This window comes from Kribbella sp. NPDC020701 (assembly GCF_055562215.1).
On the sequence record NZ_JBVHFT010000005.1, the window covers coordinates 316,398 to 330,411 of the forward strand.

At 67.9% G+C, this 14,014-nt stretch carries 16 protein-coding genes; 4 read left to right on the forward strand and 12 right to left on the reverse strand.

What is annotated here, in order from left to right; translation table 11 throughout:
- Positions 1-8 precede the first annotated feature (8 nt).
- Positions 9-908 carry an ATP-binding cassette domain-containing protein gene (locus ACZ3HV_RS14590; RefSeq protein ID WP_465684417.1) on the reverse strand — a complete coding sequence of 300 codons (900 nt, stop codon included), beginning with the start codon at positions 906-908 and terminating at the stop codon, positions 9-11.
- Positions 909-990: 82 nt separating this feature from the next.
- Here ACZ3HV_RS14590 and ACZ3HV_RS14595 point away from each other — a divergent pair, with 82 nt between their 5' ends.
- Positions 991-1,758: a TetR/AcrR family transcriptional regulator gene (locus tag ACZ3HV_RS14595; protein ID WP_360366040.1), complete on the forward strand. Its 768-nt coding sequence runs from the start codon at positions 991-993 to the stop codon at positions 1,756-1,758.
- Here the strand turns inward: ACZ3HV_RS14595 and ACZ3HV_RS14600 are convergent.
- From ACZ3HV_RS14600 to ACZ3HV_RS14640, 9 genes are all read right to left on the reverse strand, one after another.
- The gene (locus ACZ3HV_RS14600) at positions 1,746-2,378 is read right to left on the reverse strand and encodes a nucleoside/nucleotide kinase family protein (RefSeq protein ID WP_465684420.1); all 633 of its coding nucleotides are present in this window, start codon (positions 2,376-2,378) and stop codon (positions 1,746-1,748) included. The two genes, ACZ3HV_RS14595 and ACZ3HV_RS14600, sit on opposite strands and share 13 nt — an antisense overlap.
- 9 nt (positions 2,379-2,387) lie before the next feature.
- A complete protein-coding gene (locus ACZ3HV_RS14605; protein ID WP_465684422.1) occupies positions 2,388-3,068 on the reverse strand; it encodes an urease accessory protein UreD in 681 nt (226 codons plus the stop codon).
- Between the two features lie 12 nt (positions 3,069-3,080).
- Complete coding sequence (ureG, locus tag ACZ3HV_RS14610) at positions 3,081-3,800, reverse strand: urease accessory protein UreG (protein ID WP_465684424.1); 720 nt, start codon at positions 3,798-3,800, stop codon at positions 3,081-3,083.
- Complete coding sequence (locus tag ACZ3HV_RS14615) at positions 3,793-4,482, reverse strand: urease accessory protein UreF (RefSeq protein ID WP_465684426.1); 690 nt, start codon at positions 4,480-4,482, stop codon at positions 3,793-3,795. The genes ureG and ACZ3HV_RS14615 overlap by 8 nt, the downstream gene beginning before the upstream one ends.
- Before the next feature lie 40 nt (positions 4,483-4,522).
- On the reverse strand, positions 4,523-6,226 hold the full coding sequence (locus ACZ3HV_RS14620; protein WP_465684428.1) for an urease subunit alpha: 1,704 nt from the start codon (positions 6,224-6,226) through the stop codon (positions 4,523-4,525).
- Positions 6,219-6,581, reverse strand: coding sequence for an urease subunit beta (gene ureB, locus ACZ3HV_RS14625; protein WP_465684430.1), 363 nt, complete (start codon positions 6,579-6,581; stop codon positions 6,219-6,221). Before ureB ends, ACZ3HV_RS14620 begins: the two co-directional genes overlap by 8 nt.
- Positions 6,582-6,591: 10 nt before the next feature.
- Entirely contained in the window at positions 6,592-6,894 is a 303-nt protein-coding gene (locus ACZ3HV_RS14630; protein WP_465684432.1) for an urease subunit gamma, read from the reverse strand.
- A complete protein-coding gene (locus ACZ3HV_RS14635) occupies positions 6,891-8,543 on the reverse strand; it encodes a purine-cytosine permease family protein (protein WP_465684434.1) in 1,653 nt (550 codons plus the stop codon). The genes ACZ3HV_RS14630 and ACZ3HV_RS14635 overlap by 4 nt, the downstream gene beginning before the upstream one ends.
- Before the next feature lie 101 nt (positions 8,544-8,644).
- Positions 8,645-9,040, reverse strand: a complete 396-nt coding sequence (locus ACZ3HV_RS14640; RefSeq protein ID WP_465684435.1) for a MarR family winged helix-turn-helix transcriptional regulator — start codon at positions 9,038-9,040, stop codon at positions 8,645-8,647.
- 103 nt (positions 9,041-9,143) lie between these two features.
- Here ACZ3HV_RS14640 and ACZ3HV_RS14645 point away from each other — a divergent pair, with 103 nt between their 5' ends.
- Positions 9,144-10,211: a substrate-binding domain-containing protein gene (locus ACZ3HV_RS14645; protein ID WP_465684437.1), complete on the forward strand. Its 1,068-nt coding sequence runs from the start codon at positions 9,144-9,146 to the stop codon at positions 10,209-10,211.
- A gap of 180 nt (positions 10,212-10,391) precedes the next feature.
- On the opposite strand, the gene ACZ3HV_RS14650 is transcribed toward ACZ3HV_RS14645, so the two are convergent.
- Positions 10,392-11,750, reverse strand: coding sequence for an FAD-dependent monooxygenase (locus tag ACZ3HV_RS14650; RefSeq protein WP_465684439.1), 1,359 nt, complete (start codon positions 11,748-11,750; stop codon positions 10,392-10,394).
- 84 nt (positions 11,751-11,834) lie between these two features.
- Here ACZ3HV_RS14650 and ACZ3HV_RS14655 point away from each other — a divergent pair, with 84 nt between their 5' ends.
- Together ACZ3HV_RS14655 and ACZ3HV_RS14660 are read left to right on the forward strand one after the other, a co-directional pair.
- On the forward strand, positions 11,835-12,446 hold the full coding sequence (locus ACZ3HV_RS14655; protein WP_465684441.1) for a TetR/AcrR family transcriptional regulator: 612 nt from the start codon (positions 11,835-11,837) through the stop codon (positions 12,444-12,446).
- Positions 12,447-12,496: 50 nt separating this feature from the next.
- Entirely contained in the window at positions 12,497-13,117 is a 621-nt protein-coding gene (locus tag ACZ3HV_RS14660; protein WP_465684443.1) for a hypothetical protein, read from the forward strand.
- On the opposite strand, the gene ligD is transcribed toward ACZ3HV_RS14660, so the two are convergent.
- Positions 13,036-14,013 (reverse strand): non-homologous end-joining DNA ligase, encoded by a 978-nt coding sequence (gene ligD, locus ACZ3HV_RS14665; protein WP_465684445.1) that lies wholly within the window; start codon positions 14,011-14,013, stop codon positions 13,036-13,038. The genes ACZ3HV_RS14660 and ligD overlap by 82 nt on opposite strands.
- Between the last annotated feature and the right edge of the window lies 1 nt (position 14,014).

Sequence of the window (14,014 nt, forward strand, 5' to 3'; positions counted from 1 at the left end):
GTCTGCTCCTAAGCGGTCAGCGCGAGGAAGACGTCGTCGAGCGTCGGCCGGTGCGACGACACGCGCTCCGGCTGCAGCCCGTTGTCCCGGAGGACGTCGAGGACGTGATGCAGGTGCGCCGCCGTACCGTCCGACGGAAGGCTCAGCACGTCCTGGCCGGCGATCCCGTCCAGTACGCCGGTTGCCTTGAGCAACTCGGGTTCGGTGCGGAAGCGAAGCTCGATCCGTTCGCCGCCGATCTGTGCTTTCAGCGCGTCAGCGGTGCCGGTGGCAACGACCCGGCCGTGGTCGAGCAGCACGATCCGGTCGGCCAACCGGTCCGCCTCCTCCAGGTACTGCGTGGTCAGCAGGATCGTGGTGCCGTCGCGGACAAGGTCGCCGATCGCGTCCCACATCGTCGACCGGCTGGCCGGGTCCAGCCCGGTGGTCGGTTCGTCCAGGAAGATCACCCGCGGTCGCGCGATCAAGCTCATCGCCAGATCGAGTCGTCTCCGCATGCCACCGGAGTACGTCTTCACTCGCCAGTTCATTGCGCCGGTCAGTCCGAACTGCTCCAGCAGCTCACCGGTCCGGCGTCGGGCAGCGGGTTTGCCCAGATGCATCAGGCGGCCGACCATCACCAGGTTCTCCCGGCCGGTCTGGTTCTCGTCGACCGCGGCGTACTGCCCGGTCAGGCTGATCACTCCGCGGACCTTCGCCGGCTCGCGGAGTACGTCGTACCCGGCGATGGTGGCGTCGCCGGCATCGGGCCTGGTCAAGGTGGTCAGGATCCGCACGGTGGTGGTCTTACCGGCGCCGTTCGGACCGAGCAGGGCGAGCACGGAACCCTCACGGACCTGCAGGTCGACGCCGGCCAGCACCTCGGTCGCGCCGAACGACTTCCGCAGTCCGGCTGCCTCGACGATCATGGTCCCCTCCTTACTGCGTATTGGATACGCTAAATAGCGTAACAGGTACGCAATACAGCTTGGCAACCACTAAACTGATCTGGTGGACCCGGGAGAGAAGGCCGAGTTGCCGGAGTTGCCGGCCGACGTGGCGTTGATGTGGCGCCTGCGGGAGACGCCCCGGCGCGGGCCGAAGCCGTCACTGACCCTCGACGACATCGTCCGGGCCGCGATCGAGATCGCCGACGAGGAGAACGACCTGGCCGCGGTCTCGATGGCCCGGGTCGCCGAGCGGCTGGGCAACTCGACGATGGCGCTGTACCGGCATGTGAAGAGCAAGGACGACCTGCTCGTGCTGATGTCGGACGCCGCGATCGAACGCCCCGACCCGACGCCGGCCGGGATCGACTGGCGGACCGGTCTGACGTTCTGGGCGGACAACGTGCTGACCGCGATCCGCAGACACCCGTGGTATGCGCGGATCCCGATCTCCGGCCCACCGGCCGGCCCGAACAACCTCGCCTGGTTCGACTCCGCCCTCGCCGCGCTGCAGGACACCGGTCTGCCGGAGGAGGCGAAGGTCGGCATCGTGATGGGCCTGATCACCTACGTCCAGGGCGAGGTTCGGATGGCCTTCGATCTGGCCCGCGGGTACGCCGACAACCCGGCGGCCTTCCAGCAGTTCGGCGCCACCCTGGCGCGGGTCGCGGACCCCCGGGTCTACCCGGCGGTCGCCCGGACCGTCGAAGCCGGCGTCTTCGACGAGGTCGGCAGCTTCGAGGAAGACAACGAGGCCGACTTCGACTTCGGCCTCCAGCTCTACCTGGACGGCGTCGCCGCCTTCATCGACCGGGTGTGTCAGTCCAGCTGAATGATCGCGTCCGCTGCCGGCGCGGTGGCGGCGATCAGGCGGGCGTTGCGCTCGTCGGAACCGAAGGCTCGTTCATGGGCTTCCTCGGGTGATCGACCGTACCGGCGGTGGCGGGCCTCCAGTCGTTCGTGCCGCAGTTGTTCGGGCACTTCGACGTACCAGCACTGGTCGAGCAGCGTGCGGATGGTTGCCCAGGGCATCTCGTCGAACAGCAGGTAGTTGCCCTCGGTCACGACCAGCGTGACCTCCGGTGCGATCCCGATGCTCGCGGCGATCGAATCCTCCAGCCCACGATCGAATCGCGGGGCCCAGATCAGCTCGTCCGGGGCCTCCTTCAACCTTCTGAGCAAGGCGACGAACCCATACCCGTCGAACGTGTGCGGCGCACCTTTCACGTCAGCCAGCCCCAACTCCTCCAACACCGACTGCGCCAGGTGATACCCATCCATCGGCACGAGCGCGACCTTGTGCCCGTCCGCGGTCAGCTTCGCCGCAAGCTGCTCCGCGTACGTCGACTTCCCCGCCGCCGGCGCCCCGGTAATCCCCAGGACGGATCTTGAGCTGCGGGTGGCGAGACCGACGGCACGGTCGTAGGCGGCGGCCGGGTCGAGTGTGAGCACCTGTCGATCCTAGGGTGTACCGGTCGTGCGCAGGCCGAGGTCGCTCTCGTGCTGCTCGTGGACCAGGCGACGTGCGATGGATCCGGCGGCTTCGAGTTGCAGGGTGTGCGGTGCGTCCGGCAAGCGGAAGCCGAGTGCGGTCACGGTGTCGAGGCAGCGGGCGGTTCCCAGGATCGCCCAGCCTGTGCGTGCCGTCGGGGACAGATCCAGGTCTTCGGCGAGGGCTAGCTCGTCGCCGATCCAGGCGCGAGTGCTGGTGTGCAACGCGCCGCCGACTTCGCCGTGCCGGCCGAGGATGAGCGACTCCCTGAGCTCGGCTGTGCACCCTTCCGCGATGCGTACGGTCGTCGACCGCGTCACGTCGGCGTCCGCGGAGACGACGAACGGTTCGCCGTACCAGTGCAGGCTTGCATAGTTTGTCAGCTGGATGTCGACGTCCCAGCGCGCAGACGCTCCGCGCATCCCGTAGGCGACGGTGCCGGCCGTTTCGATGATCTCCAGTCGCACCGGCCCGTCGGCTGCGACCTCGATCCGTACTTCGTCTCCGGCCAGCAGCAGTGCACCCGCGGCGACCAACACGATGCGGACGACGCCGGGCGGCGCGGGGAGACGGCGCGGCGACAGGTGATCGGTGCTCACCATGCACCGATCGCGGACCGGATCCGCGACGACGTCGATTCGCGTGGACATGCTGCCGCGTCCTCAGTGCGTGTGGGCGTGAGTGTGCGTGATCAGCTCGCCGGTCTCACCGACGTGCGAGTGCGGTGCCATCGGCCCTGGGTCGACTGGCGTGTGATCGCCGCTGCGAACAGTGGCCGCCATCGATAACACCCAGTGTTTGAGCTGCGCGACGGATGCGGGGTCCGTGCGGGAGAGCGCGAGTACCGGCTTCCCGTCGCGTGCGGCCTCGGCGTCCTTCACCATCTGGTCGACGTCGACCCCGACGTACTGCGCGAGGTCAGTCTTGTTGACGACGAGCAGGTCCGCCCGCGCGATCCCCGGCCCGCCCTTGCGTGCGACATCGCCACCACCGGCCACGTCGAGGACGAAGATCTGCGCGTCGACGAGCGCGGGGGAGAAGGTCGCGGTCAGGTTGTCGCCGCCGGACTCCACGAGGACCACGTCGAGTGGGGCGAAGTCGCGTTCGAGGTCCTCGACGGCGATCAGGTTCGGGGTCACGTCGTCGCGGATCGCGGTGTGTGGGCAGGCGCCGGTCTCGACGGCGCGGATCCGCTCCGGATCGAGTACGCCGGCCGACCGCAGCAACCGCGCGTCCTCGTCGGTGTAGATGTCGTTGGTGATCACGCCGAGCCGCAGCTCGTCGGCCAGTTCGCGGCAGACGGTCGCGATCAGCGAACTCTTCCCGGTCCCGACGGGACCTGCGACGCCGAGCCGGAAGGATCTGTGCGCGGTTTCAGGCATGGAACAACCTCATCTTCTCGGTGGAATGGTTCTGCGCGAACAGATCGACCAGCGGTGCGCCGTTCGCGGGAATCTTCTCGATCTCGGTGAGCGGTGCGACCTCGGTGACGAGCCGCTCGATGTCGTCGTGCAATCCGACCAGCCAGCCCGCCGCGTCGGCCGGATCCACCGGCAACAACTTGAGCGAGGCGGCAACGACCGTCTGCGCGTCGTCGTACGCCACCAACCGTGCAACCTGCTCCGCGGACAACCCGGTCACCGCCCCGGTCATGCCAACCACAACCGGCCGCGCAACCTCACTGTCTGGCGGCAGACAACCCACTACCTCCGGCCAAACCCGCGCCGCCAACCGCCAATACGCCCGCCCCTGCCGGCGCGAGGCTGCTCGCAATGCCTGACTGGGCGTCCGCGCCGCCCAAGCTCCCTCAACCACCCTCAACCCACCATCGACATCATGGGAGGTGGTGAGGGTGACGTCGCGAGCCACCACCGCGACGGCGGCCTCGACGCGGGTGATCGTCCGGAGGCGGTCGCGGACGTAGGCGGCCACGTCGCCGAGCTGCTTGCCGTCAGCACCTAACCCGGCCCGGACCGCAGGCTCCAACCCGGCCGACTGCGTGTGCCCACCGGTCGGCAGCCGCCCATCCGCGAGCATCAGCGCAACCACGTCCGGCGAGCTCACGGCGCCACTACCTCAGCCGCGCCCACCTGAAGCGAGCTCATCAGAACATCGCGTAGAGCTGGGCGAGTGGAAGCACCTCGGCCGGAGCGGGCTCGATCAGGTCACCGTCGACCTTGATCGCGAACGTCTCCGGATCGATGTCGATCGTCGGCAACGCGCTGTTGTTCTTCATGTCCGCCTTGCCGATCTCCCGCGTCGGCCGTACGCCGAGCAGTTGCCGACGCAACCGCAGTCGCTCCGCCAGCCCGTCCTCCAGCGCCGCCGGCGAGACGAACGTGAACGACAGATCCGCCCCGATCGCATCCCCGAACGCCGGCCGCATCAGCACCGGCTGCGGCGTCGGGATCGACGCGTTCGGATCGCCCAACGCCGCCCACGCGATCACGCCGCCCTTGATCACGAGGCTCGGCCGCACCCCGAAGTACCGCGGATCCCACAGCGTCAGATCCGCCAGCTTCCCAGGCTCCACCGACCCGACCACATGATCGATGCCATGGGCAACCGCCGGGTTGATGGTGTATTTCGCGACGTACCGCCGTACCCGCTCGTTGTCCGCAGGCAACCCACCGCCGAGCGCGCCGCGCCGGTGCTTCATCACGTGCGCGACCTGCCAGGTCCGGGTGATCACCTCGCCGATCCGGCCCATCGCCTGCGCGTCGGACGACGTCACCGACAATGCGCCGAGGTCGTGCAGGATGTCCTCGGCCGCGATCGTGGTCGCCCGGATCCGCGACTCGGCGAACGCGAGATCCTCCGGCACGTCCGGGCTGAGGTGGTGACACACCATCAGCATGTCGAGATGCTCGGCGACGGTGTTGACGGTGTGCGGCAACGTCGGGTTCGTCGATCCGGGGATGACGTGCGGGTACGACGCGATCGAGAGGATGTCCGGCGCGTGGCCACCGCCCGCGCCCTCGACGTGGAACGCGTGGATCCCTCGCCCGCCGATCGCGTTCAGGGTCGACTCGACGAACCCGGCCTCGTTCAGGCTGTCCGCGTGGAGCGCGACCTGCAGACCCCACTCGTCCGCGGCGTGGAGCGCGGCGTCGATCGCGGCCGGCGTCGATCCCCAGTCCTCGTGCACCTTGTACCCGGCCGCACCCGCGAGCGCCTGCTCGGCGAGAGCTTCCGCGCTGACCGTGTTCCCCTTGCCCAGCAGCAGCACGTTGACCGGGTACGCGTCCAAGCTCCGATGCATCTGCTCGAGGTGCCACGCGCCCGGCGTGACGGTGGTCGCCTTCGACCCTTCGCTCGGCCCGGTCCCGCCGCCGACGATCGTGGTGATCCCGGTCGCCAGCGCTTCGTGCAACTGCGACGGCGACAGCAGATGCACATGCGAGTCGATCGCCCCCGCGGTGAGGATCCGCCCCTCACCCGCGATCACATCGGTCGACGGCCCGATCCGCAGGTCCGGGTGTACGCCGTCCGCGATGTCCGGATTCCCCGCCCGCCCGAGCGCGACGATCCGCCCGTCCCGGATCCCGACGTCGGCCCGCACGATGCCCCACCAGTCCACCACCAGCACATTCGTGACGACCGTGTCCGGAGCCCCATCCGCCCGAGTCGCCGTACCCTGCCCCATCGACTCCCGAATGGACTTCCCCCCACCGAACACCACCTCCTCCCCGCCCACGGTGAGGTCCTCCTCCACCTGAACCCACAGGTCGGTATCACCCAACCGCACCTGATCCCCAACAGTCGGCCCATACAACGCGGCATACGCAGCCCGCGAGATCTCAACCATCGCGCTTCACCTGAATCCCAGGCACCCGACGGCGCCCCTTGAGAGCAACAAGCTGTACCTCGCGGGAGGCGCCGGGCTCGAAGCGTTGCGAGGTACCTGACGGGATGTCCAGCCGAAAGCCGGCCGCTGCCTCCCGGTCGAAGGCGAGGGCGGTGTTCGCATCCGGCAGGTGCAGGTGGGAGCCGATCTGGATCGGGCGGTCGCCGGTGTTCACGATCACCAGTCGTAAACGTTCGTGGGTCGAGCGGTCGGCGTTCAGGACGATCGTGCCGGGGGCGACGCGGATGGCACCGGGGCCTGGTGGCGCGGTGTGCGCTCTCTGACCTTCATTGCTAAGTCTATCGGCGTCAGGCATGGGACCGCCTTCAAATGATCGGGTTGTGGATGGTGACGAGTTTTCGGCCGTCGGGGAAGGTTGCCTCGACTTGCACGTCGTGGAGGAGTTCGGCGACGCCGGGCATGACCTGGTCCCGGGTGAGGACGGTGCGGCCGGACTCCATCAGGTCGGTGACGCGGGCGCCTTCGCGGGCGCGTTCGATCACCCAGGTGCTCAGCAGCGCCACGGCTTCGGGGTGGTTGAGCCGGACTCCCCGGGCCAGCCGGTCGCGGGCGACCATGCCGGCCACGGAGAGCAGCAGCTTCTCGACGTCGGAGGGTGTGAAGTTCACGGTGCGACCGGGAGGACGTGGTCGGACACCTTGTCGGTGCTCAGGCAGAGCGAGCAGACGGCCGCGTCGTGGGTCGCGCACGCGGTCATGTCCGGCCGTTCGTACTCCTGCCGGCACACGTGACACGTCAGGACCGCGCCCGACGGGTTCCCGTGCTCGTCGTACATCGGCAGGTCCAACCCGTCGTCAGTACGGCGCAGGTAGTACTTGCCCCGCGTCACCACGGCCAGGATCGGCGGCAGTACGACGGCCAGCCCGATCGCGACAAGTGGTGAGTACGGCTTGATCGTGTCGCCGAGTCCACCGAAGAAGACCAGGATCGACACCCCCGCGGCCACCGCCATCGAGACGAAGCCGACCGGGTTGACGGCGTACAGCATGCCCCGCCGGAACTCGGGCGCCTTCGGCGACAGCTTCAGCAGGTACTTGTTGAAGACGATGTCGGAGGCAACGACCACGATCCACGCCATCCCGCAGTTCGCGTAGAACCCGAGGATGGTGTTGAGGAAGTCGAACATGTTCGCCTCCATCAGCACCAGCGCGATCACCAGGTTGAAGCCGAGGAACACCAGCCGGCCGGGGTAGTGCCGGGTCAGCCGGGTGTACGAGTTCGTCCAGGCGAGCGAACCGGAGTACGCGTTGGTGACGTTGATCTTCACCTGGCTGATCACGACCAGTACGACGGCCAGCGTCATCGCCAGCCAGCCCGGCAGGAACCCGCGGTAGATCTCGAGGAACTGGTGCACCGGCTGGTTCGCGATCGTGGTGCCGTCGGAGACCTGAGCGATGATGTAGACCGCCAGGAAGAGACCGATCACCTGCTTGATCGCGCCGAAGATCACCCACCCCGGTCCGGCCAGCAGCATCGCGGTCCACCACTTGCGCGAGTTCTCCGGCGTCTTCGGCGGCATGAAGCGCAGGTAGTCGATCTGCTCGGCGATCTGGGCGATCAGCGAGAGGCACACACCGGCCGCGAGCAGCATCGAGCCGAGGTCCGCGTCCGGGCCGTAGTCGAAGAACGTCGACACCGAATCCGGGTGCGAGACGACCAGGTAGACGAACGGCAGCACCATCAGGATCAGCCACAGCGGTGTTGTCCACACCTGCAAGGTCGACAACACCTTCATCCCGTAGATGACCAACGGGAAGATCACCAGCGTGGACACGGCGTACCCGAGCCACAGCGGCACCTGCAGCCCGAGCTCGAGACCCTGTGCCATGATCGAGCCCTCGAGGGCGAAGAAGATGAAGGTGAACGACGCGAAGATCACGTTCGTCACGACCGAGCCGTAGTACCCGAAGCCGCTGCCGCGGGTGATCAGGTCGAGGTCGATGTTGTAGCGGGCCGCGTAGTACGCGAGCGGCAGGCCGGTCACGAAGATCACCACGGCGAAGATCCCGATGCCCCACAGCGCGTTCGTCGTCCCGTAGGAGATCCCGATGTTCGCGCCGATCGCGAAATCGGCGAGGTAGGCGATGCCGCCGAGCGCCGAGACGGCGACGACGCCGGTCGACCACTTGCGATAACTGCGCGGCGCGAACCGGAGGGTGTAGTCCTCCAGCGTCTCCCGGGTCGCGGCCGTCTGGGGCTGTGGCTGGGCGGAGGGCTGGGCGGGGGTGCGGTTGTCGAGCGAGGGTTCAACAGTCATGGCGGAACTCCTGCGGCACCTTCGGGCGAGCGGTGCTCCGGCGCACCGGCGACGCTGCCGGCGGGGATGCACCCGAATGGAAGGAACCTAGGAACGCGGTGTTACCGCTGTGTTGCCGATCCGCTACGTTCGTGTATTTCCATCTGGAAGTAATCCGCGAGGTCGGTCTCGAGGTCGCGCTGGGTGGCCGCGAGGCGGTCGGCGACGGTTGTGCCGACGGGGGAGAGGGCGGTGACGACGCGCCGCTTGTCGCCCGGGTGGATGCGCCGCAGGACCAGACCGCGCTCGACCAGCTTGTCCACGTGCCGGGTCAGGCTCGCGGCCGGGAGTACGGCGGACTCGGCCAGGACCGACATCGGCTGACCGGGCTCCTCGTGCAGCGCCGACATGATCCGCCACTGCTCGATCGTCAGCCCGAACTCGTCGAGTGAAGGCGCCAGGCCGAGCTCGATCCGGCGCTCGGCCCGCTTGAGCAGCAGGAGCAGGCTGGTTGGCATCCGTACTCCTCCCGTCCTAGGTGCTGGGAAATATAGCCGTTCGCTCGAAGTTGCGCCTCCGATGCGGTCACACTGTTCGAATCCGTGGCGTGAGGAGGTGACTGTGCGGCGTTCCGATGTGCTCTCGATTGCCTTCGTGGTGCCGCTGCAGGGACCGACCGGGATCTATGGGCCCTCCTGTCTCACTTGCGGACAGCTCGCCGTCGAGCAACTCAATGCGCGCAACGGCATCGCCGGCCGCCGGATCGAACTCGTCCAGGTCGATGCCGGCCGATCACCCGAAGTCGTCGCCGAGGATGTCGGCCGGCTGGTCGACGCCGGCCGGGTCGACGCGGTCGCGGGCTGGCACATCTCCGCCGTCCGCGTCGCGCTCACCCGGCGTATCGGCGGCCGGGTCGTCTACGCCTTCGCCGCGATGCACGAAGGCAGCGACGACACCCCGGGTGTCTTCATGCTCGGCGAGCGCCCGGTCAACCAGTTGCTGCCAGCAACCCACTGGCTCCGCGAGCATCATGGAGCCCGTCGATGGGTGGTCGTCGGCAACGACTACGTCTATCCGCGCGTGACCGGCTCGGTTGCCCACGAGGCCCTACAGGGAACGGGATCCGAGATCGTCGAGTCGGCGTACGTTGCTCTCGGCACCGAGGACTTCAGCCCGGTCATCAATGAGCTGAAGGCAACCAAGGCCGACGGGGTGATCATGCTCCTGATGGGCCAGGACGCGGTCCACTTCAATCGCCAGTTCGCCCGCGCCGGACTGAGTGAGAACCTGCTCCGCCTCAGCCCGGCGATCGAGGAGAACACGCTCCTCGGCGCCGGTCCGAGTGCCAACGACGGTGTCTACGCGGCCGCGGCGTACTTCGACGGCCTGGAGACCGTGGAGAGCGGCGAATTCGCCCAGGCGTACTACGCGCGCTTCGGCCGCTTCGCCCCTGCGCTGAATGCGGTGGGCGAGTCCTGCTACGAGGCCATCCGGTTCCTCGGCCGCCTCGGCGAGGTCAGCGGCTCGATCGCGATGTCCTCGGTCGCCGCGCTCCCCACCGGCCACTTCTACGACAGTCCCCGCGGTCTGCTCCGCCTCGACGGCAACCTGGTCGACCAGGACGTCTACCTGGCCGCCGCCGACGGCCTCGAGTTCAAGGTCCAGGAACAGATCGCCCACACCGCCTGAAGTCACGGGCCGCTTCGAGCCGGCTCGGCGGCTTGGCGGACCGGCCCCACTCACTAACCCCGACCAGCGGCTCATTGAGACCAGTGGCTGAGCGTGGTGTGGCCGCACGGTGCCGAGTTGGTGAGTGCGGCAGGTCCGGGTCTGACGCGCATCGCCAGGCGGGTCTGGCGGGAGCGCCGGTCAAGCGAGGTAGCCGTCGGAGCGGATGAGGATCTCGTCGCCGGCGGTTGCGTGGTAGTCGGTGAAGGCTTCCGGGGAGGTGTACGTCGTTCCGATGTCGACGGTGTGGGGGTGGGTGGCCGGGGTGGTGGGGGAGAAGCGCAGGAGGGTCTCGTGGGGGCCGCGGAAGAGGTCGAAAAGGCGGAGGTGGTTGCCTGCGGCATCGACTAGTGGCGCGTCGGGAGCGCGGTCGCCGGATGCGATCGGGCGGGTTTCCGAAGGGTCGCGGTAGGAGACGTCGAGCTGGCGGGTGTTCTCGCCGCGCTCCATCGCGGACTCGTCGCCGTCGACGTGCTTCTGCAGCAGGTCCTCGCTGATCCCGAGCACGCGCTTGGCGTTCGTCCGGCGCTCGGTCTCGTACGTCGCGAGTACCTCTTCACTACCCGCCGCGAGCTTCCAGCCGAGGTTGTACGCATCCTGGACGCCGGTGTTCAGGCCCTGACCACCGGTGGGTGGGTGCACATGCGCCGCGTCGCCGGCGATGAAGACCCGGCCGACCCGGAATCGCTCGGCCAGGCGGACGTTCGGGCGCCACACCGTCGACCAGGTCAGGTCGCGGAGCTTCGCCGTACCGGGACCGGCGTACCGATCGACCAGCTCCTGCAGGGCTTCGATCGAGGTGTCGGCGTCGTCAGTGTCGAGCGGAGCGCCGAACTGGAACTGGTCCCCACCGGAGAGCGGCGTCATCGCGATTCCGGCCATCGGGTTCTCCTTGGTCGCGAACCAGTAGCCGACCTCGTGGTCGAGCCCATCGGCCGCGACATCGCCGAGCAGCGTCCGGATCGACTCATCCGTCGTCCCCTCGAACGCGATCCCGAGGTGCTTGCGGACGAAGCTCCGGCCGCCGTCCGCGCCGACCAGATAGTCCGCCGCGATGGTCTCGTCGGTGGAGAGCTCGGCGGTCACCGAGTCGTCGTCCTGGACGAACCCGACGATCGCGGTGTCCAGTTCGACGGCGACGCCGTACTGGGACAGCTTGTCGCGGAGGATCTTCTCGGTGCGCGACTGGCCGAGCATCCGGGCGTTCGGGTACGGGATGTCCGGGGTGGGCTCGACAGGCTCGGCCATCCTGCGCTGGTCGAACAGCGTGCCGTCGAGGTAGATCTTCATCAGCGGGATCGCGATGCTCTGCTGCAAGACCTCCTCGAGTACGCCGAGGTCCTCGAACACCTCCAGCGTCCGCGGCTGCAGTCCGTCGCCCCGCGATCCGTTGAAGAACTCGGTCGCCTTGTCGATCACGCGGACGGTGATGCCGCGCCGCGCGAGGTCGATCGCCAGCGTCAGGCCGGTCGGCCCGGCACCTGCAATCAGGACGTTCATGCTGGTCTCCTTGGCTGAATTGTGATTCACTGAATTCGGATTCAATGTGAACCTGGCTAGGGTTCGCTGTCAAGGAGGTTCCTGGTGACGGACGCGGTGAGCCGCCGGCAGCGGGCGGCCGGGACCGAGGTGGCGCTGAAGCAGGCCGCCCGGGAGGTGTTCGCCGAGCGCGGATACCTGAACACGAAGATCACCGACATCACCGCGGCCGCCGGCCGCGCGACGGGGTCGTTCTACAACCACTTCGCGAGCAAGGAGGAGTTGCTCGAGGCGCTCCTGAAGGACATGCTCCTGGAGGCCGACGAGGCGGTGCACGACGACGCCGGCCACGACGCGGACTTCAGCAAGTTGTCGGCAGTTCGCTGGCACGTGGCGGCGTTCTGGCGGTTCTACCAGGCGCATCTGCCGGAGATGATCGCGGTGAAACAGGCCGCGATGGCCGACCCGGAGCTCGGTCGCCGGCTGCAGCAGGTCATGGCCGACGACGACCAGCACATGATCGAGCACTTCTCCCACCTGCCGAACCCACCGGCCGATCCGCTCGTGCAGATCTCGGCCATGAACGCACTGATGGAGGGCTTCGCGTACACCTGGCTCGTGGTGAACCCACCCAATGGCCAGACCATCACCGACAAAGCCGCGATCGAAACCCTCACCAACCTCCTCCATCACGGGTTGACGGGCGGCGCACACTAGCTCGACATGTGCACAATGGGAGGATCTGTGGGCCCTGTTGGGGAGGCATCGTGGCCGACATCGAATCCGTGCAGCCCAAGATCCCGCTCGGTCACAAGGTGCGGGCCGCACTCGGCGCTCTGCTCGCGCTCCTGGTGATCCTGACCGGTGTCGCGATCGTCCTCGTCGTCAGTCTGAGCCGGGACGAGTCCCGGGTGAAGGACGACGTCCCGTTCGCGACGGCGATCGCCTCGGCATCCTTGGACGCGAAGAGTGTCGCCAACGACCAGCGCGGCTTCCTGTTGACCGGCGACTCGATGTACCTGCGGGAGGCCGACCAGAGCGCGGCCGCCGTACGCCGGGAGCTCGCGACCGCGGTGCGAGTACGAGGAGTCGCTGCAGCAGACTCGGAGTCTTGGCCAGACCACGCTGCAGTCGGCCACCGGCTGGCTGCCCAGCTCGGCGACGAGAGCCGTCATGATCTTGGTCGGCTGCCTGCTCGCGGCGTTGCTGGCCGGCTCTGTGATCGCGTACTGGCTGGTGCGGCAGATCTCCATGCCGCTCTTCAAGCTCGCGGCGATCCTGACGGCCGACCCACTCTGACCCCGGGCTACTCGTCGGGTGGCGGTGGCTCTTCGGCGCCTTCGCGTTCGTCGCGGGCGGCCCATTCCATCAGGGTGTCGAGGGAGTAGATGTTGTCGTCGATCGTCTCGTGCAGGTCGCCCAGCTCGGCGAAGCGGGCCGGGACCGTTTCGATCGTGAAGTCCTTCGGATTGACGTCATCGATCTCGTCCCAGCGGATCGGTGTCGAGACGGTGCCTTCCGGATTCCCGCGGACCGAGTACGCGGCGGCGATCGTGTGGTCCCGTGCGTTCTGATTGAAATCGACGAACAGCTTCTTCGGATCCCGGTCCTTGCGCCACCAGGTCGTGGTCACGTCATCCGGTGCGCGCCGCTCGACTTCCCGCGCGAAGGCGAGTGCGGCCCGGCGTACGTCGGAGAATCCGTACGCCGGCTCGACGCGGACGTAGATGTGGATCCCTGAACCACCGGACGTCTTCGGATACCCGACCGCCCCCAGCTCCTCCAGAACTTCGTGCGCGACGTGGGCGACCCGGCGGACCCGATCGAAAGGGCAGTCCGGCATCGGGTCGAGGTCGATTCGCCACTCGTCCGGCTTCTCGGTGTCGGCGCGGCGCGAGTTCCACGGGTGAAACTCGACCGTCGACATCTGCACCGCCCAGGCGACGTGCGCGATCTCGGTGACGCACAGCTCGTCGGCGGTCCGGTTGTACCGCGGGAACTTCACCCGCACGGTCTCCATCCACGGTGGTGCCCCATGCGGCAGCCGCTTCTGATGCACCTTCTCGCCGGACACGCCCTCCGGGAACCGGTGCAACATGCACGGCCGCTCCCGCAACGCCCGCACGATCCCGTCGCCGACGGACAGGTAGTACTTCACCAGGTCCAGCTTCGTCTCACCCCGGGCAGGGAAGTAGACCCGATCCGGATTCGAGATCCGCACCGTGCGTTCCCCCACCTCCAGCTCGATCGCCGGAGACTTCGCCTTCCCCTTGGACTCAGCCATG